Annotated in this window: 16 protein-coding genes; 5 read left to right on the forward strand and 11 right to left on the reverse strand. The window is 56.0% G+C overall.

Annotation, left to right across the window (positions count from 1 at the left end):
- Positions 1-41 precede the first annotated feature (41 nt).
- The 3 genes from L888_RS0111380 to polA form a co-directional block, all read right to left on the reverse strand.
- A complete protein-coding gene (locus tag L888_RS0111380; RefSeq protein WP_027952976.1) occupies positions 42-314 on the reverse strand; it encodes a Txe/YoeB family addiction module toxin in 273 nt (90 codons plus the stop codon).
- Positions 305-565 carry a type II toxin-antitoxin system Phd/YefM family antitoxin gene (locus L888_RS0111385; protein WP_027952977.1) on the reverse strand — a complete coding sequence of 87 codons (261 nt, stop codon included), beginning with the start codon at positions 563-565 and terminating at the stop codon, positions 305-307. The genes L888_RS0111380 and L888_RS0111385 overlap by 10 nt, the downstream gene beginning before the upstream one ends.
- Positions 566-645: 80 nt before the next feature.
- Positions 646-3408: a DNA polymerase I gene (gene polA, locus L888_RS0111390; protein WP_027952978.1), complete on the reverse strand. Its 2763-nt coding sequence runs from the start codon at positions 3406-3408 to the stop codon at positions 646-648.
- Positions 3409-3508: 100 nt separating this feature from the next.
- Between polA and L888_RS0111395 the strand changes: the two genes are divergently transcribed.
- Entirely contained in the window at positions 3509-4486 is a 978-nt protein-coding gene (locus L888_RS0111395) for a polyprenyl synthetase family protein (RefSeq protein WP_027952979.1), read from the forward strand.
- Positions 4487-4501: 15 nt separating this feature from the next.
- Here the strand turns inward: L888_RS0111395 and deoC are convergent, their stop codons facing one another.
- The 7 genes from deoC to mnmG all read right to left on the reverse strand — a co-directional run bounded on the left by deoC (position 4502) and on the right by mnmG (position 12182).
- The gene (gene deoC / locus L888_RS0111400) at positions 4502-5473 is read right to left on the reverse strand and encodes a deoxyribose-phosphate aldolase (RefSeq protein ID WP_044249342.1); all 972 of its coding nucleotides are present in this window, start codon (positions 5471-5473) and stop codon (positions 4502-4504) included.
- A 97-nt stretch (positions 5474-5570) separates the two neighbouring features.
- Complete coding sequence (locus L888_RS0111405) at positions 5571-5858, reverse strand: hypothetical protein (protein ID WP_005845463.1); 288 nt, start codon at positions 5856-5858, stop codon at positions 5571-5573.
- A gap of 51 nt (positions 5859-5909) precedes the next feature.
- On the reverse strand, positions 5910-6236 hold the full coding sequence (locus L888_RS0111410) for a nucleotide pyrophosphohydrolase (RefSeq protein WP_027952981.1): 327 nt from the start codon (positions 6234-6236) through the stop codon (positions 5910-5912).
- A 33-nt stretch (positions 6237-6269) separates the two neighbouring features.
- Positions 6270-6722 carry a D-aminoacyl-tRNA deacylase gene (dtd, locus tag L888_RS0111415; RefSeq protein ID WP_005845467.1) on the reverse strand — a complete coding sequence of 151 codons (453 nt, stop codon included), beginning with the start codon at positions 6720-6722 and terminating at the stop codon, positions 6270-6272.
- An 808-nt stretch (positions 6723-7530) separates the two neighbouring features.
- Entirely contained in the window at positions 7531-9444 is a 1914-nt protein-coding gene (gene uvrC / locus L888_RS0111420; protein ID WP_027952982.1) for an excinuclease ABC subunit UvrC, read from the reverse strand.
- A gap of 119 nt (positions 9445-9563) precedes the next feature.
- Positions 9564-10094 carry an adenine phosphoribosyltransferase gene (locus tag L888_RS0111425; RefSeq protein WP_005845472.1) on the reverse strand — a complete coding sequence of 177 codons (531 nt, stop codon included), beginning with the start codon at positions 10092-10094 and terminating at the stop codon, positions 9564-9566.
- A gap of 216 nt (positions 10095-10310) precedes the next feature.
- Complete coding sequence (mnmG, locus tag L888_RS0111430; RefSeq protein WP_027952983.1) at positions 10311-12182, reverse strand: tRNA uridine-5-carboxymethylaminomethyl(34) synthesis enzyme MnmG; 1872 nt, start codon at positions 12180-12182, stop codon at positions 10311-10313.
- 216 nt (positions 12183-12398) lie between these two features.
- Between mnmG and L888_RS0111435 the strand changes: the two genes are divergently transcribed.
- The 4 genes from L888_RS0111435 to L888_RS0111455 all read left to right on the forward strand — a co-directional run bounded on the left by L888_RS0111435 (position 12399) and on the right by L888_RS0111455 (position 17673).
- Positions 12399-13082, forward strand: coding sequence for a succinate dehydrogenase/fumarate reductase cytochrome b subunit (locus L888_RS0111435; RefSeq protein WP_015298604.1), 684 nt, complete (start codon positions 12399-12401; stop codon positions 13080-13082).
- Between the two features lie 39 nt (positions 13083-13121).
- The gene (locus L888_RS0111440; protein WP_015298605.1) at positions 13122-15101 is read left to right on the forward strand and encodes a fumarate reductase/succinate dehydrogenase flavoprotein subunit; all 1980 of its coding nucleotides are present in this window, start codon (positions 13122-13124) and stop codon (positions 15099-15101) included.
- A 6-nt stretch (positions 15102-15107) separates the two neighbouring features.
- On the forward strand, positions 15108-15866 hold the full coding sequence (locus tag L888_RS0111445; RefSeq protein ID WP_005845482.1) for a succinate dehydrogenase/fumarate reductase iron-sulfur subunit: 759 nt from the start codon (positions 15108-15110) through the stop codon (positions 15864-15866).
- Positions 15867-16431: 565 nt separating this feature from the next.
- Positions 16432-17673, forward strand: coding sequence for a THUMP-like domain-containing protein (locus tag L888_RS0111455; protein ID WP_027952984.1), 1242 nt, complete (start codon positions 16432-16434; stop codon positions 17671-17673).
- A 406-nt stretch (positions 17674-18079) separates the two neighbouring features.
- Here L888_RS0111455 and L888_RS14565 read toward each other — a convergent pair whose 3' ends face one another.
- On the reverse strand, positions 18080-18220 hold the full coding sequence (locus L888_RS14565) for a hypothetical protein (RefSeq protein WP_156925007.1): 141 nt from the start codon (positions 18218-18220) through the stop codon (positions 18080-18082).
- Between the last annotated feature and the right edge of the window lie 43 nt (positions 18221-18263).

The raw sequence follows: 18263 nt of genomic DNA on the forward strand, positions 1-18263 counted from the left end.
CAGCTGCGGCACAGCTGCGGGGCAGGGTGGTGCTTGTGTTTTTATTTGTCGTAGTGGTATCGCATGGCCAATACGTAGACGTACAACCTGCCGCTTTCGTCCACAGAATAGATGATGCGGTGCTCGTGGTTGATACGCCGCGACCATTTCCCGGCAAGCCCAAATCTAAGAGGTTCGGGCTTGCCAATGCCGGTAAAGGGATGCCCGGAGATGTCTTTCAGGAGGTCGGTAATGCGTCGCATGATGGCTTTGTTACCCGACTTCTTCCAATATTCCAGGTCGGCTTGGGCTTGTTTCAGCAGGATTATTTCCATAAATTGTCCAGATCGACAGGCTTTCCCTGGCCTTGCTCAATCTCTTTTTCGCCCTCCTTAATGATGTCTGTCATCCTTGGCGAGCGCATGATATACTCTGTTTCCTTGATGGCGTTGTACTCCTCCATGGAGATAATCACCACGCTCTCCTTATCGCCGCGGTGCACAATCAGGGGCTCGCAGTCGTCAACCACCTTGTCGAAATACCCTTTCAGGTTGTTTCTAAGGTCTGTATAATTTGTCGTTCTCATCTTTTCGTTCTTCTTGTACTTGCAAATATAGGCGGAATTCTCTATACCTGCAAGTGTGTTGGTGCTTTTTTGTTTGATGTTTAGTGGGCTTCCAGCCAGTTGTCGCCCCATCCGGCGTCGGCGATGAGAGGCACGGAGAGGGTGCAGACACCCTGCATTTCCTCAATGACGATGCGCTCCACGTGCTCGGCTTCGTCGGGAAAGACCGAGAAGTTGAGCTCGTCGTGCACCTGGAGAATCATCTTGGAGCGCAGCCCCTCGGCCTTGAACCGCTGCCAGATGCGTATCATAGCCAGCTTGATGATGTCGGCCTCGGAGCCTTGGATGGGGGCGTTGATGGCGTTGCGCTCGGCAAATCCGCGCACGGTGGCATTGCGCGAGACGATGTCGGGCAGGTAGCGGCGGCGGCCGAACAGCGTCTCTGCATAGCCGTGCTGCCGTGCCTGCTCCTTGGCCTGCTCCATGTAGGCGTGCACTTTGGGGAAAGTAGCGAAGTAGTCGTCGATGAGTTGGCGGGCTTCGTTGTTGCCTATGTTCATGCGTTGGGCCAGTCCGAAGGTGGTGATGCCATAGATAATGCCGAAGTTGGCCTGCTTGGCTTGCTTGCGTTGAGCGTCGGTCACGGCCGCCATCTCCTTGTGCCATATCTTCGCTGCAGTGGCCCGATGGATGTCGAAACCCTCGCGAAAGGCCTCGATCATGTTCTCATCGCCCGATAGATGGGCCATGATACGCAGTTCGATCTGGCTGTAGTCGGCCGAAAAGAAACGGCAGCCGGGCTCGGGAACGAAGCATTTGCGTATCTCCTTGCCGTCGTCGTCGCGCACGGGAATGTTCTGCAAATTGGGGTCGCTCGACGAGAGACGGCCGGTGGCTGTAACGGCTTGATTGAACGAGGTGTGGATGCGACCGGTGCGTGGATTCACCAGTTTGGGCAGCGCTTCCACGTAAGTTCCGAGCAGTTTCTTGAGTCCACGGTAGTTCAAGATGTCGTCGACGATGGGTGCTTTGTCGCGCAATTGTTGCAGCACTTCCTCGGAAGTGACGTACTGTCCTGTCTTGGTCTTCTTGGGTTTCTCCACGATTTTCATTTCGCCGAAGAGGATGTCTCCCACCTGTTTGGGGCTGGAGATGTTGAAAGACTTGCCTGCCAGCTCGTAGGCATGGTGCTCATACTGCTCCATGCGCTCGGTGAAGCTGCGGCGTGTAGCGGCCAGGGCAGCCGTGTCGAGGCACACGCCGTTGAGCTCCATATCGGCCAACACCCTGACGAGCGGCATCTCAATGTCCCGGAACAGCCGCTCGGCGCCGGCCTCAGCAAGGCGTGGCTCGAGCACGTTTTTCAGCCGCAGGGTGACGTCGGCATCCTCGCACGCATATTCATAAACCTGCCGGGGGGTGAGGTCGCGCATGTTGCGCTGGCCCCGTCCCTTGGCGCCGATGAGCTCTTCGATGTGTACAGTGCGGTAGTTGAGCAGGGTTTCGGCCATGTAATCCATGTTGTGATGCAGCTCGGGTTGCAGTACATAGTGAGCCAACATCGTGTCGAACATGGGGCCTTGAACGTCTACACCATACTGCCTGAGCACCTCATAGTCGTACTTGATGTTCTGTCCTACCTTGAGGATTTCGGGGTCTTCGTAGAGCGATTTGAAGATATTGACGTATTGCAAGGCTTCTTCGCGGCTGGCCGGTATGGCCACGTAGAAGGCCTCGTTTTCCTTTACGGCGAAGCTCAATCCCACGAGTTCGGCCTCCAAAGCGTTGGTCGACGTGGTCTCTGTATCCAGACTTAAAATTTTATTTGTCCTTAAAAAGTCACAAAGTTGATGGGCTTCGGCCTGACTTTCAATGAGTTTATAGTCGTGGGGCACGGTTTTAAGGCTCTCAAAATTCGATTTTTCGGGCTCGGCTTTACCGTCGGTTGGAAATTCGGCAAACAGGCTGGGCTGCGCGTTAACGACGGTTGACGCAGTTTGTGTTTTTTTAAGAAATCGATCCGAGAGCCGCTTGAACTCCAGCCGATCGAAGACTTCGCGTAGGGCCGACTCGTCGGGATCGCAGAGCCGCAAAGCGTCGAGGTCGAGGTCGATGGGCACGTCGGTGCGTATCGTGGCCAGGAATTTTGACATGCGAATATCGTCTGCAGCCTGTTCCACTTTCTCGCGCATCTTGCCCTTTAACCGGTCGGAATGGGCCATGAGCTCCTCGCAACTGCCAAACTGGTTGATGAGTTTCACGGCCGTCTTCTCGCCCACACCGGGGCAGCCGGGGTAGTTGTCGGACGCGTCGCCCATGAGGGCCAGCAGGTCGATGACCTGTGCAGCCGAGGCGATGCCATACTTCTCCTGAATCTCTTTTTCGCCGATTTTATCGTATCCGCCGCCATGCCGCGGGCGAAACATGTAGACGTTGGGCCTGATGAGCTGGCCATAGTCCTTGTCGGGAGTGAGCATATAGGTCTCCACGCCGGCCTCGCCGGCTTTCCGGGAGAGGGTGCCAATCACGTCGTCGGCCTCGAAGCCGTTGGCCTGGAGCACGGGGATGTGCATGGCGTGCAGGATTTCCTGGATGAAAGGCACGGAGAGCTTGATGTCCTCGGGCGTTTCGTCGCGCTGCGCCTTGTAGGCCGGGAAAGCCTCGTGGCGGAATGTCTTGCCATGGTCGAACGCCACACCGAGGTGCGTGGGCTGCTCTTTGTCGATGATTTCGCGCAGCGTATTGCAGAAGCCCAGCACGGCAGAGGTGTTGAATCCCTTGGAGTTGATGGTGGGACGATTGATGAAAGCGTAATACGAACGGAAGATGATGGCGTAGGCATCGAAGAGGAAGAGTTTGCTCATAATCTGTGGAATTTACCCGTAAAATTACGAATTTTTTGCCACATCGCCTGTGCATTATCCGATAAAATCCGTAATTTTGTGTCGAATTTTAAATGCGCTCATGGATTATTTAGCCACCATCAAACAACCCATCACCTCGGAGTTGAACGATTACACAGAGCTGTTCGACCGGTCGTTGTCGCACACCGACGGGCTGTTGGCCCAGGTGCTCGACCACATTCGCAGCCAGGAGGGTAAAAGGATGAGGCCCATGCTCATCCTGTTGATGGCCAAGAATTTCGGCAAGATTTCGCCGGTCACGCTCCATGCCGCCGTCGGTCTGGAACTGTTGCACACGGCATCGCTGGTGCACGACGACGTGGTCGACGAGAGCAGCGAGCGTCGAGGACAGCGGTCGGTCAATGCAGAGTACAACAATAAGGTGGCCGTACTCGTGGGTGACTATATTCTTTCGACCTCGTTGCTCCACATGAGCTACACACATAGCGAGACTATTGTGCGCCATTTGGCCGAGCTGGGGCGAACGCTCTCCAACGGCGAGCTGCTGCAACTGTCCAACATTCAGAGCACCGAACTGTCGGAATCGGTCTACTATCAGGTCATCAGACAGAAGACGGCAGCCCTTTTCGAGGCCTGTGCCGCCATCGGCGCGCTGTCGGCCGGGGCCGACGAGGCCGACATTCAGGCGGCCAAACGCTTCGGCCAGAACCTGGGCATCATCTTCCAGATACGCGACGACATCTTCGACTATTACGATAAATCGGAGATAGGCAAGCCCACGGGCAACGACATGGCAGAGGGAAAACTCACGCTGCCCGCCATCCGCGCCATCAACGCCACGGGCGACGAACAGATGATGCAGCTGGCCCAAAAGGTGAGGATGGGCACGGTGACAGCCGACGAAATAGCCCGGCTGGTGGCTTTCACCAAGGCCAACGGCGGCATAGAATACGCCGACAGGCGCATGTGGGACTTCCATGCCGACGCCATGGTCTTCATCGAAAACGAGGTACGCGATGAGGCGGTGAAGACCAGTCTCAGGGCGTACCTCGACTATGTGATAGAGCGCGACAAGTAAGCCGGAGGCTCTTTCTTAGAAGAATTTCACCTCCTCGCCCGTGATTTCACTGAGCAGCAGGTTGGTGAGACGGCTGGTTCCCAGGCGGAACCATTGGTTGGTGAGCCATTGCTCACCGAGAACTTCCTTGACAATCGTGTAGTAGATCACGGCATCCATCACGGTGTTGATGCCGCCGGCCGGCTTCAGACCCACCTGGATACCCGTCTTGTCGTAGTACTCCTTGATGGCCTGGCACATCACGTAGACGTCCTGCGGCGTGGCCCCGCCCTTGTCTTTGCCGGTGGAAGTCTTGATATAATCGGCGCCCGCATACATGGAGAGCAGCGACGCCCGTTTCACGTTGGAGAGGCTTCCGAGCAGACAATTCTCGAGAATTACCTTCATAGGCACGTCGCCGCAGGCCTGTTTCAGCTCGCTGATTTCGTCGCACGCACCCTCGTAGTCGCCGCAGAGGAACTTGCCCACGGGCATCACGATGTCCACGTTTGTGGCTCCATCCTTGATGGCCAGTGCGGTCTCGGCCACCTTGACCTCGATAAACGTCTGAGACGAAGGGAAACTGCCCGATACGACGGCTATTTCAACGCCCTCCACCTCGAGCGTGTCTTTCACGGCTTCGGCGAAGTTTGGATACACGCAGATGGTGGCCACGTGGGGCAGGTCGGGGTAGGCGGAGTCGAAACGGTTGACCTTTTGCACCATCTCCATGATTTTCAGGTCGTAGTCGGCCGTGCTCAACGAGGTGAGTTCCACGCTGCCGAAGAGGAATTTCTTCACCTCGACGGTGTCGTTCGCGGGCACTTTCTCGGCGATGAGCCGCTTCAGTGCCTCGGCCACCTGGGCCTCGTCCACGTTGCAGTTGTACTTGGCCAGTGCTGCTTCATACTTGTTTGTAGGCTGTGTGTTGCCGTTGCGCTGGGCTTCTACCTGGGCTTTCAGGCTGCCCGCGCCGGTGTTGGGTTCAATGTCTTTTGTGTAAGCCATAAGAATTGATGGGTTCGTTATTATTTGTATTTACTTTCGTGTTGCGGAGGCCGTGGGGTAGGGGCTTTGCCCACCTTGCTACCTGCCGTGTGCTGTTTTAGACGCAGGCCTCGCGGATGCTCCAAATCCATAGCGCGATGAGCAGCAGATTCATGTAGAGATGCCTGTCTTTCCACGCGCCTTGACGCAGTAGCGGCCAGATGGTTTTCAGCGCGAGGGGCATGACAAGTGTCAGTGCAGCAGCCTGTTGCCATGGGTCGGCCATGTCGTGGTACTGGGCGAAGAGATAGTAGACAAACCATGCAAGGCCCATAATGGTCAGGCCCAAGACGATGATGTTCAGCGTCTTGGACTCGCGCTTGGGAGTTAATGAATTCTGGTTCATATCGTTGATTATTAGTTGATTACGCTGTTTCTTCCATACTGTGGGCCGTCGTCAGCCCTGCAGCTTCGGGTTTTCCTTGTGCCGGGTGGCGTCGCGGCGGGTCTTTTTCTCGAAGCTCTTGCGCAGCTCTTCGGTGAGGTCCACGCCCGTTTGGTTGGCCAGACAGCAGAGCACCCACAGCACATCGGCCATCTCCTCGCCCAGATTGTCGGTCTCGCCGGGCTTGAAGCTCTGGTCGCCATAGCGTCGCGCCATCACGCGGGCCAGTTCGCCCACCTCCTCCGTGAGCACAGCCATGTTGGTCAGCTCCGAGAAATAACGCACGCCAGTGGTCTTAATCCATTGGTCTACAGCGTCTTGTGCTTCTTTAATAGTCATGGTACAGTCTCCGAATATAGGTTTCGCGGTCTCTCACTCCTTGTTCTTCGTGTCCATGCAGATGGTCACGGGCCCGTCGTTCACGAGTGCCACCTCCATCATGGCCCCAAACTCGCCGGTGCCCACGGGCTTGCCCAGCGCCTCGGAGAGCAGCTGACAGAACCGCCGGTAAAGGGGGATGGAGAGGGCATGGGGCGCGGCTTTGAGCCAGCTGGGGCGGTTGCCTTTCTTGTAGCTGGCCATGAGGGTGAACTGCGACACCACGAGAATGTCGCCGCCCACGTCCATGATGCTGCGGTTCATCACGCCCTCGGCGTCGTCGAAGACACGTAGCCCCACCACCTTGCGCACGAGCCACTGCGCGTCGTCCTCGGTGTCGGCGGCCTCAATGCCCAGCAGAATGAGGTAGCCCGGCCCGATGGCCGACTTCGTGTGGCCGTCGATGGCGACGGAAGCGCTGCTGACGCGCTGGATGACGATTCTCATATTCGTTTTGGAGATAATGCCCCACAAAGATAGTGAAAAGCCTTGAATGGGCCAACAATAAGCGTGTAAATTCCGCGTTCCTGCGGTGTTCTTGATGCCATGGGGGAGAAATGGAGGGGCTGTGCGCGCGGTTTGTTGGTGATGGTGGGGGATGATGGCCGGCTCGGAGGCCGGCCCCCTATGGCGAAACCCTTTGTCGGGGCCATGCCGCGTGTGGGTAATCCTCTCATGGCCATGGATTTATCGTGTTGTGATAACGGCGTAATCGCCCTATGAATACGGCGTAAACGCGGGGCGATTACACCGTAATCACCCTGCGTTTACGCTGCAATTGTGTGGCGTTTGCGCTGCAAATAGGATGCGTTTGCGCCCTTGTGCCGATACCATTGCCACTGTTCCCCAAGTCGTACTTCCGTCTTCGGCAGCTCCTTTCTCTGGCCTATATCCTCCTTATCCCCCTCCTATATCCTCCTATCCCGGCCTATTGGTGCCTCTGTCCCCTCCTCATCGTGCTTCTTTGCCTCGGTTGTTCGCCTCCTTATCCCCTCCTATATCCTCCTATCCCGGCCTATTGGTGCCTCTGTTTCCTCCTCATCGTGCTTCTTCGCCTCTGTTTTTTGCCTCCTTATCTCCTCCTATATCTTCCTATCCTGGCCTATTGGTGCCTCTGTTTCCTCCTCATCATGCTTCTCCGCCTCGTTGTTCGCCTCCTTATCCCCCTCCTATATTCTCCTATCCTGGCCTATTGGTGCCTCTATCCCCGCCTCATCGTGCTTCTTCGCCTCGTTGTTCGCCTCCTTATCCCCTCCTATATCCTCCTATCCTGGCCTATTGGTGCCTCTATCCCCGCCTCATCGTGTTTCTTCGCCTCGTTGTTCGCCTCCTTTTCTTCCTCTCTACGGAAGAAATCAAAGACGATTTGGGCCTTCGACGGGCCGATAATGGTAGCAATTTCCTCGACAGCTGCACCCTTAATGTTTCTCACTGATTTAAAGTGCTTTAGGAGCATGTCTCTGGTTACTGGGCCTATACCTTTAATGTCGTCCAGCGCAGAGTGGAGCGCATGCTTGGAGCGCTTGTCGCGATGAAAGGTGATGGCATAGCGGTGCACCTCGTCCTGAATCTGCGTGAGCACGTGGAAAAGCTCGCTTTTCACGTCCACGCCCACCGTCTGCGGCGGCCAGCCGTAGAGCAGTTCGTTGGTGCGGTGGCGGTCGTCCTTGGCCAGTCCGGCAATGGGAATCTGGAGGCCGAGCTCGCCCTCCACCACCTCGCGCACCACATCCATCTGTCCCCGGCCGCCGTCGGTGATGATAAGGTCGGGCAGCGGCGTGCCCTCTTCCATCATTCGGCTGTATCGCCGCCTCACCACCTCCTGCATCGACGCATAGTCGTCGGGGCCTGTAACGGTCTTGATGTTGTATTTGCGGTAGTCCTTGCGCGAGGGTTTCATGCCTTTGTAGACGATGCAACCGGCCACGGCATCGGTGCCCGAGATGTTGGAATTGTCGAAACACTCTATCTGATAAGGCATTTTGGGCAGTCGCAGCTTGGCTTGCAGCTCCTTCATCAGGCGGGTCTGCTTCTGCTCTGGATTCAGTTTTTCTGTCTGTTTCAGCCGGTCAAACCTGTACTGCTTGCCGTTCATGAGCGACAGTTCCAGCAGGTGTTTCTTGTCGCCGCGCTGGGGCACGAAGAAGTCTGCATCCTTGATTTTCCACTCCATCTCAAAGGGAACGATGATCTCTTTTGCCCGACTTTGGAAGCGGTTGCGTATCTCCGGTATGGCCTGTATGAGCAGGTCTTCGTCGCTTTCGTCCAGTTTGCGTTTGTATTCGTAGGTGAAACTCTGGTTGATGGTGCCGTTCTTCACGTGTATGTAGTTGATAAACGCGTTCTTGCGCAGGCCGTCATCGGTGATGGTGAACACGTCCACGTCCTGTATGGTGTGGCTCACCACCTCGCTTTTCGACACGAAATCCTCAAGCATTAGGTAGCGTTGCTTCAATCGTTCGGCCTCCTCGAACTTCATAATCTTGGCATTTGCCATCATGCGCTGGTAGAGCCAGTCGCTCAGTTGACGGGTGTTGCCCTTGAGAACCTCGCGTGCCTGCCGCATGTTCTCCTGATAGTCCTCGTAGCTCTGCTTGCCCACACAGCAGCCGTCGCAGTTGTGAATGTGGTACTCCAGGCAGGGCTTGTAGCGGTGTTCGGCCACGCCCTCGCGGGTGATGGGCTGCCGACAGCTGCGCGGTTTGAACACTTTGGCGATGAGTTCCAGCACGTTGGCCATGGCAGAGACATGTGGAAAGGGACCGAAATACGTGCCGGTCTTCTTGTTGATATGCCTCGTGCGGAAGATGCGGGGGAAGTATTCGTTGGTGATACAGATGCTGGGGTAGGTCTTTCCGTCTTTCAACAGCACGTTGTAACGCGGGTTGTACTTCTTGATGAGCGAGTTCTCAAGCAGCAATGCGTCCTCTTCGGTGTTGACTACAGTGTAGGAAATGTCTCTGATTTTACTCACGAGCACCTTCGTCTTGAACCTGTCCACCTCTTTATGAAAGTATGTAGACACCCGGCTCTTCAGTTTCTTGGCCTTGCCCACATAGATAATCGTGTGCTCGTCATCGTAGAATTGATAGCTGCCCGGCAGTTCGGGCATGCTCTGTACAATGTTCTTCAGATAGGCCAGACGCTTTTCGTTTTCTTCCTTTGTCATCTTTTGTCTTCCCGTTTATATACTGGTGTTTCGCCGTTGACGCGTTTCACGTGAAACGAAGCAAGGGCGGAGCCGCATGAACCCCGCCCTTGCGGCTTCTTGAGTCTTGCTTGCGCGTCTTAGAATTTCAGCAGACTCGTAATTTCAATGTCCTTGTCGAACGTGTCGCGGGCATGGGAAAACTCGCTGTTCAGCTCGATCAAGAAGTTGCAATAAATCTTCTTTGGGTGGAACTTGCGCACGAGATCGCAGGCGGCTTTCATCGTTCCGCCCGTGGCAAGCAGGTCGTCATGGAGCAGCACTACGTCGTTTTCGTTGATGGCATCCTTGTGTATTTCGATGGTGTCGATGCCGTATTCCTTGGCGTAACTCTCCTGCACGGTCTGGCAAGGCAGCTTGCCGGGCTTGCGGCAAAGCACGATTCCTGCCCCCAGGAGGTAGGCAAGGGCCGAGCTCATCACGAAGCCGCGGCTCTCTATACCCACTATTTTGGTGATGCCTTTGTCTTTGTAGAGGTCGAAGAGCTCGTCGCTCAGAATCTTGACACACTCTGGTGTCTTGAAGAGTGTGGTCACATCTCTGAAGTTCACTCCCTTGATGGGCCAGTCTGGAATGCTTCTCAGATTGGCCAACAGAATCTCATTGTTCATCTTTTGCGTTTTACTTGAATATCTAATAGGTTGTTGTTCAGTTGCTTATTTGGGTTGTCGTTTCACGTGAAACGGCGCAGCGATTGACGTTAAATCGCAGCTTGCACCCTGTGCTGCAGCTGCTCGTTTCGCATACGCCGCTTCTTGGTTTGGAGAATGGTTGTTGTTTGTTTGGTGTGGAACATGATACGGTGTGTGTTGCACTTGCTGTCGGCGTTATCTGCCCAGCAAAATCAGCAGTACATTGATGTCACTCGGCGAAACGCCCGGTATGCGGCTCGCCTGTGCCAAGGTGTCGGGGTCGATGCGTTCCAGCTTTTGGCGCCCTTCGGTGCTTATCTCCTTGAGCTCGCTGTAACGGAAGCGGCCTTTGATTTGGATGTCTTCAAGACGGTGCATTTTGTCGGCCACCATCTTTTCCCGCTCGATATATCCTTTATATTTAATCCGGATTTCAGCTCCCTCGCAAATCTCCTCCTTGCGGTTCTCGGGCGCATTCATCACAGCTCTGAGCCCTGGAATGATGTCTGCGAGCGCATTCATCGTGATTTGTGGACGGCCAATCAGGTCGGCTATTTTGCAGCTCACGCGGAGTGGGGTGGTACCCAAGGCTTCGAGTGCGCCGTTGATTTCGGAGGGTTTCACTGCGGTCTCATTGCAGAATTGGACGATTCTTTCGATGGATTGCTTCTTTTGCATCCACCAGTCGTAACGGTCGCGCTGGGCCAGTCCAAGGCGATAGGCGGTCTCGGTGAGACGGGCATCGGCATCGTCCTGCCGTAACAGGATACGGTATTCGGCTCGGGAGGTGAACATGCGGTAGGGTTCGTCCACTCCCTTGGTCGTGAGATCGTCGATGAGAACACCGATATAGCTCTCGTCGCGCTTCATTACAAAGGGTTTGCTACCCGCGCAGTACAGGGCGGCGTTGATGCCTGCAACGGTTCCCTGTCCGCCGGCTTCCTCGTAGCCCGTGGTGCCGTTCACTTGGCCTGCAAGGAAGAGTCCGCCCACGATCTTCGACTCGAGCGAGTGCTTGAGCTGCGTAGGGTCGAAGTAATCGTACTCGATGGCGTAGCCCGGCCGGTAGATTTTTACGTCGCGCAAGGCGGGTATCTGGCGCAGAGCACGGAGCTGTGTCTCCATCGGCATGGACGAGGAGAAGCCGTTTAAGTACATTTCGTTGGTGTCTTCGCCCTCTGGTTCAATGAAGAGGGGGTGTTGTTCTTTGTCCGGAAAGGTGACGAGTTTGGTCTCAATAGACGGGCAATAACGAGGCCCAGTGGACTGTATTTGACCGTTGAAAAGGGGAGAATTTGCGATGTCGGCACGCAGAATGTCGTGTGCCTCGGGGGTGGTGTAGCAGGTCCAGCAGGGTAGGGACTTCAGCGCGTGCTGCGACCGCAGGTAGCTGAACTGGTGGAAGTCGTGCTCGCCGGGCTGTTCTTCGGTGTCCTCGAAGTGGATGGTGCGCTTGTCCAGACGCACGGGCGTCCCAGTTTTCATGCGTGACACACGGATGCCCCAGCGTGTAATCGACTCCGTGAGCCCTGTTACGGCGGGCTCGGCACAGCGTCCACCCGGATATTGGCGGCGGCCAATGTGCAACAATCCGTTCAGAAACGTGCCGGCAGTGACGACTACACTCTTGGCCCGTAGCTCTACGCCCCAGATGGTGCGCACGCCCACGGCCTCGCCGTTTTCCACCAGCAGCTCCTCGGCTTGGTCCTGCCAGAGGTCGAGATTGGGCGTGCGGTCGAGTGCGCGACGCCATTCCCAGATGAACTTGCCGCGGTCGCACTGGGCCCGGGGAGACCAGACGGCTGGTCCTTTGCCCTTGTTGAGCATGCGGAACTGAATGGCCGTGGCGTCAGTAACAAGCCCCATTTGTCCGCCCAACGCGTCGATTTCGCGTACAATTTGTCCTTTGGCAATACCCCCAATGGCGGGGTTGCAGCTCATCTGCCCTATCTTGTTCATGTCCATGGTTACCAGGCACGTCTTGGCTCCCATGCGTGCAGACGCTGTGGCGGCCTCGCATCCGGCATGTCCTCCGCCGATAACGAGCACGTCATAACACAATTTCATCACTGTTTTCTTTTTGCGCAAAAGTAAGAAATTAAATCGAATTTTTGCCGTTTTTACTTTGATTAATCACTAAAATATAGTATTTTTGCAGTCAAATACCAAGACAATGATACCTAAAACAGGGTATTCCGGAGGTATCATCAGCAGTAAATGACGCAGTTTGTACAGGTTCCTGATATTATATCTAACATTTAAATAATTTAAAATCAATCATTTATGTGGTTAATCAATTCTCCAATTGGTAGAAAAGTTGTGATGTCGTTAACCGGCATTTGCCTTATTCTATTCCTGACTTTCCACTGCTGCATGAATGTCGCTGCGTTCTTTTCTGGGGATGCTTACAACATGGTGTGCAGGTTTCTGGGGAGCAACTGGTATGCGGTCATCGGCACAATCGGCCTTGGCGCCCTCGCGGTGGGGCACATTGTCTACGCTTTTATCCTCACGGCCCAGAACCGTCGCGCCCGTGGTGGCGAGCGTTATGCCGTGAATGGAACCTACGGACAGGTGAGCTGGGCCTCGCAGAACATGCTCGTGCTCGGCCTGATTATCCTTATCGGCATCCTGCTTCACCTCTACAATTTCTGGGGACACATGATGTTTGCCGAGCTGGCCGGCATACAGGTTGCCCACGATCCGGCCGACGGTTTCGCCTGGATTGAGGAGACTTTTGCCAATCCTGTTTACTCCATTCTCTATTTAATCTGGATTGTTGCCATTTGGTTCCACCTCACTCACGGCTTTTGGAGTGCCATGCAGACGCTGGGCGTGAGCGGCAAGGTGTGGCTGAAGCGCTGGCAATGTATCGGTCTGGTGTATGTCACCATCCTGATGGGAGTCTTCGCCGTCCTCGTGCTCTCCTTCTGGCTTGGGCTTGCTCCCAGCATGTGCTGTGCTTAATTTGTCATTCAACATTCATCTTTTCATTAAGTTTTGATTATGTCACAAATAAATTCCAAGATTCCAGAGGGCCCCGTGGCCGAGAAATGGACCAACTATAAAGCTCACCAACGCTTGGTGAATCCTAAGAATAAGCTGAAGCTCGACGTCATCGTGGTGGGCACCGGACTGGCTGGAGCAAGTGCCGCCGCCTCGTTGGGCGAGATGGGTTTCAACGTGCTCAACTTCTGTATTCAGGACTCCCCGCGCCGAGCTCACTCCATTGCCGCACAGGGAGGCATCAATGCCGCCAAGTGTTATCAGAACGATGGAGACTCCGTTTACCGCCTGTTCTATGACACTGTAAAGGGTGGTGACTACCGTGCCCGCGAGGCCAACGTGTACCGTTTGGCCGAGGTGAGCAACAATATCATCGACCAATGCGTGGCCCAGGGCGTACCTTTTGCCCGCGAATACGGCGGCATGCTGGCCAATCGCTCCTTTGGTGGCGCCCAGGTTAGCCGTACTTTTTATGCCAAGGGACAGACCGGACAGCAGCTGTTGCTCGGCGCCTACTCGTCGCTGATGTGCCAAGTGCATGCCGGCAAAGTGAAGCTCTACACCCGCTACGAGATGGAAGACGTGGTCATCGTAGACGGCCGAGCCCGCGGCATCATCGCCAAAAACCTCGTGAGTGGCAAGCTGGAGCGTTTCACTGCCAATGCCGTAGTGCTGGGTACGGGCGGTTACGGCAACACCTATTTCCTGTCTACCAATGCCATGGGCTGCAACTGCACGGCTGCCGTACAGGCTTATCGCAAGGGCGCTTACTTTGCCAACCCCTGCTATGTGCAGATTCATCCCACCTGCATTCCCGTGCATGGCGACAAGCAATCCAAGCTCACTCTGATGTCGGAATCGCTTCGTAACGACGGCCGTATCTGGGTGCCCAAGAAGCTTGAAGACGCTAAAGCTCTCCAGGCAGGTGCCAAACAGGGGTGGGAAATCCCCGAGGAGGACCGTGACTACTACCTGGAGCGTCGCTACCCCGCCTTTGGCAACCTTGTGCCGCGTGACGTTGCTTCGCGTGCCGCCAAGGAGCGTTGCGACAAGGGCTTTGGCGTGAACAATACCGGTTTAGCCGTATTCCTCGACTTCTCGGAGTCTATCAACCGCCTCGGTCTCGACGAAATCATGCAGCGTTATGGCAACCTTTTCGAGATGTACGAGGAGATTACCGACGTGTTCCCCGGCGATTTGGCCAACGAGATCAACGGTGAGAAGTACTACAAGCCCATGATGATCTTCCCCGCGATACACTATACAATGGGTGGCATCTGGGTGGACTATGAGCTCCAGACCTCCATCACCGGCCTGTTTGCCATCGGTGAGTGCAACTTCTCCGACCACGGCGCCAACCGTCTGGGAGCCTCGGCCCTGATGCAGGGCCTGGCCGACGGCTACTTCGTGCTGCCTTACACCATCCAGAACTACCTGGCCGATCAGGCCATTTGGCCCAAGATTCCCACCACGGCTCCCGAGTTCGACGCTGCCGAGAAAGCTGTCGAGAGCGAGATTGACCGCCTGATGAACATCAAGGGCAAACGCTCCGTAGACTCCATTCACAAGGAGCTCGGCCACATCATGTGGGAGCACGTGGGCATGGGCCGCACCAAGGAGGGCCTCGAAGAGGGCCTGCGACTCATTGCCAAACTGCGCAAGGAGTTCGACACCAACCTCTTCATCCCCGGCAAGAAAGACGGTCTGAACGTGGAGCTCGACAAGGCCATCCACCTTCGCGACTTCATCCTGATGGGCGAACTCATCGCCCACGACGCCCTTTCGCGCAACGAAAGCTGCGGCGGCCACTTCCGCGAGGAGCACGCCACACCCGAAGGCGAGGCTGCGCGCGACGATGAAAACTACTTCTATGTGGGCTGCTGGAAGTATCAAGGCAATGATGAAACCGCTCCCGAATTGCTCAAGGAGCCTCTGGAGTATGAGGCGATCAAGGTACAAACACGTAACTATAAGAATTAAAAAACTATGGCAAGAAATATCAGTTTCACGATTAGGTACTGGCGTCAGAACGGACCAACGGCCAAGGGTCACTTTGACACACACGAGATGAAGGACATTCCCGATGACACTTCATTCCTCGAAATGCTCGACATTCTCAACGAAGAGCTCATCGAGGCCGGCGAGGAGCCGTTCGTTTTCGACCACGACTGCCGCGAGGGCATCTGCGGCATGTGCTCGCTCTACATCAACGGCACGCCGCACGGAAAGACCGAACGCGGCGCCACCACCTGCCAGCTCTACATGCGCCGCTTCAACGACGGCGACGTCATCACCGTCGAACCCTGGCGTTCGGCCGCTTTCCCGGTCATCAAAGACTGCATGGTGGACCGCTCGGCTTTCGACAAAATCATTGCCGCCGGCGGTTACAACACCATCCGAACAGGCCAGGCTCAGGACGCCAACGCCATCTTGATTTCCAAGGAAGCGGCCGACGAGGCCATGGACTGCGCCACCTGCATCGGCTGCGGCGCCTGCGTGGCCGCTTGCAAAAATGGCTCTGCCATGCTGTTCCTCTCGTCCAAAGTGAGCCAGCTTGCCCTGCTGCCCCAGGGACGTCCGGAGGCTGCCAAGCGTGCCAAGAACATGATTGCGAAGATGGAAGAGCTCGGTTTCGGCAACTGCACCAACACCCGCGCCTGCGAGGCCGTGTGCCCCAAGAACGAGTCGATAGCCAACATCGCCCGTCTGAACCGCGAGTACATCGCTGCCAAGCTGGCCGACTAACCGACCCGTCCAAGGCTCCATTCACAGCCCCCTGCGGCATCCCGGCACCGGGAGCCGCAGGGGGCTTTTGCGTGTCAGCCCGTCGGCAGCTCCTGTTCCGGGCCGGCAAAGAGACTCGAAGAAAGGGGGCTGCCCATTAATATAAGGTGTGCGGGCAGCCCGGACAGGCGAGCATCTTCGCAGAAAAAGGAGGGGCTGCCATCGAAAAAAGGGGTATATCCGCTATCTTCCGGATATACCCCTTCTTGCTTAGAAGCAGTTATGATAATATCTATCTGAAACTGAGAGTTACTGATACCAAATTTCACCGCCGATGTTTTGCGGCTGGTTGTTGTCGGTTTCTTCCGGTTTAATCAGCGGATCCTGGAAGATTCCGGCAAGTGTTTGAAGATTTTTGTTCATGTTCATGGCGTTCGTCGAATGATTGGTTTATACCTATTTATCGAGACAAAGATAGGGAAAATATCAATACCACGCAATACCTAAAACGCGTTATTTCTATCAATAAGGATTAAAAAACTATAATTTGATATTGAATCGTGCATAAATTGTGTATCTTCGTAACATGTTTTTTACCGAGGACACCCGACGCTTCATTCTCGACCACCGGCTGGACGATGCTGTCCGGCTGGCTTTGCTGCGCGACCGTTACCCGGGCGTGGACATGCCTTTCGCGCTCAACCAGATACAAGGCTGGCAGACGGCACGCTGCAAACTGCCCTCCTGGGCGGCCACCGAGGGCATACTCTATCCGCCCCACCTCAACATGGAGCAGTGCAGCTCCGAGTCCACGGCCCGCTACAAGGCCGGGCTGCTGGAGGCAGCGGGCGGCAGAACGCTCGTCGACCTGACGGGAGGCTTCGGCGTGGACTTCTCGTTCATGGCCCGGTCGTGCCGTCGTGCGGTCTATGTGGAGCGCAACGCACAGCTGTGCGAACTGGCCCGTCACAACTTCTCGGTACTGGGACTGACGCAGGCCGAGGTGGTCTGCAGCGACGCTGAGGACGCGCTGCGCCGGCTGCCCGTCCGTTCCCCGGGGACCGACGCCCCCATCATCTACCTCGATCCGGCCCGCCGCGACACCCACGGCCGCAGGGTATTCGGCATCGAAGACTGCACGCCCGACGTGGCTGCGCTGCGCAACGAGCTGCTGCAGCGGGCCCGCACGGTCATCGTCAAGCTCTCGCCCATGCTCGATTGGCACGCCGCCGTGCGCACGCTCTCGGCTGCGGGCGGTGTGGCTGTAGACGTGCACATCGTTTCGGTGGCCAACGAATGCAAGGAGCTGCTCTTGGTGCTCACCCGCCATGAAGGCCTCGAAGCCGATGAAATGGACGTTTCCTTGCCATCCCTGCCCCGGCGTGTGGTCTGCGCGAACGATGGGCAGCAGTTTGTCTGCCATCCCTCCGCCACTCCGCGGCAACCGCTTTTGGCCGCTCCCGACGCCCGTTCGTCGTGGCTGCTTGTGCCCAATGCCAGCGTGATGAAGGCCGGTTGCTTTGCCGAGCTCTCGCATGCGTTTTCCCTGCCGCAGCTCGACCGCGACTCCCATCTCTTCGTCTCGTCGGCCCCCGTGCCGGCATTTCCCGGCCGTCAATTCCAGATTCTTTCCATTTCATCGATGAACAAGCGGGAGCTCAAGCAGGCCCTCGCCGGAATTTCTCAGGCCAATATTGCCGTGCGCAACTTCCCGCTCTCGGCCGACGAACTGCGCCGGAGGCTCCGGCTTAGAGACGGTGGTGGCACCTATGTGTTTGCCACTACCTGGCGGTCGCGCCACGTCGTTATTGTGGCGCGGAGGGGGTAAGGGTCTTGTCTCATCAGGTTTTTGTGGTTGCAATCCCTCGTCCATGGGTGCCGGCCCGCCCGTTTGGCGCAAACGTTCAATGGTTGAAAGGGATGTTTTTGCCGGGTGACGTGAATGCCTTGGCGGGCATGCGACCCGGCATGGAGGTCGGCCCCTACGCCAAAACCCATTGTCGTGGTTCTGTCAAATGGGGGATATGGCCGTTTCAACACGGTTTTATCGTGTTGCGTCTACGGCGTAATCGCATCGTGAATACGCCGTAAACGCGCGGCGATTTCGGTGGAATCGCACGGCGAATACGGTGGAATCGGGCAGCGGGCTCCCTGGGCAGTTTTTTTCATAACCTGCTTTCACTATCCTTCCCACCTGCTTTTTTCGTTTCTTTCAGCTGTTTTTGCAGTTCCTTTCAGCTGCCCTTTCCATCTATTTCACCCACTCTTGCTCCCCATTCTATCTGCTCGCACTCCCTTTTCCATTCCCTCACAGCTCCTGCTCCACCGGCTCCCGTCCCTCTCTCCACCCATCGGCTGCCCTCCGATTTTGCCATATCGGCTTGATAATTTGCCGTTTTCCTTTGGCCTTGTGCCCGA

Source organism: Hallella seregens ATCC 51272 (assembly GCF_000518545.1).
GTDB classification, from domain to species: domain Bacteria; phylum Bacteroidota; class Bacteroidia; order Bacteroidales; family Bacteroidaceae; genus Prevotella; species Prevotella seregens.

Bases quoted from the DNA above. Each gene is read 5' to 3' on its own strand.
- L888_RS14565 (WP_156925007.1), bottom strand. From the start codon at position 18,220: ATGGCAAAATCGGAGGGCAGCCGATGGGTGGAGAGAGGGACGGGAGCC.
- L888_RS0111380 (WP_027952976.1), bottom strand. From the start codon at position 314: ATGGAAATAATCCTGCTGAAACAAGCCCAAGCCGACCTGGAATATTGG.
- L888_RS0111455 (WP_027952984.1), top strand. From the start codon at position 16,432: ATGTTTTTTACCGAGGACACCCGACGCTTCATTCTCGACCACCGGCTG.
- L888_RS0111405 (WP_005845463.1), bottom strand. From the start codon at position 5,858: ATGAACCAGAATTCATTAACTCCCAAGCGCGAGTCCAAGACGCTGAAC.
- deoC (WP_044249342.1), bottom strand. From the start codon at position 5,473: ATGGCTTACACAAAAGACATTGAACCCAACACCGGCGCGGGCAGCCTG.
- L888_RS0111385 (WP_027952977.1), bottom strand. From the start codon at position 565: ATGAGAACGACAAATTATACAGACCTTAGAAACAACCTGAAAGGGTAT.
- L888_RS0111445 (WP_005845482.1), top strand. From the start codon at position 15,108: ATGGCAAGAAATATCAGTTTCACGATTAGGTACTGGCGTCAGAACGGA.
- dtd (WP_005845467.1), bottom strand. From the start codon at position 6,722: ATGAGAATCGTCATCCAGCGCGTCAGCAGCGCTTCCGTCGCCATCGAC.
- mnmG (WP_027952983.1), bottom strand. From the start codon at position 12,182: ATGAAATTGTGTTATGACGTGCTCGTTATCGGCGGAGGACATGCCGGA.
- uvrC (WP_027952982.1), bottom strand. From the start codon at position 9,444: ATGACAAAGGAAGAAAACGAAAAGCGTCTGGCCTATCTGAAGAACATT.
- L888_RS0111425 (WP_005845472.1), bottom strand. From the start codon at position 10,094: ATGAACAATGAGATTCTGTTGGCCAATCTGAGAAGCATTCCAGACTGG.
- L888_RS0111440 (WP_015298605.1), top strand. From the start codon at position 13,122: ATGTCACAAATAAATTCCAAGATTCCAGAGGGCCCCGTGGCCGAGAAA.
- L888_RS0111435 (WP_015298604.1), top strand. From the start codon at position 12,399: ATGTGGTTAATCAATTCTCCAATTGGTAGAAAAGTTGTGATGTCGTTA.
- L888_RS0111410 (WP_027952981.1), bottom strand. From the start codon at position 6,236: ATGACTATTAAAGAAGCACAAGACGCTGTAGACCAATGGATTAAGACC.
- L888_RS0111395 (WP_027952979.1), top strand. From the start codon at position 3,509: ATGGATTATTTAGCCACCATCAAACAACCCATCACCTCGGAGTTGAAC.
- polA (WP_027952978.1), bottom strand. From the start codon at position 3,408: ATGAGCAAACTCTTCCTCTTCGATGCCTACGCCATCATCTTCCGTTCG.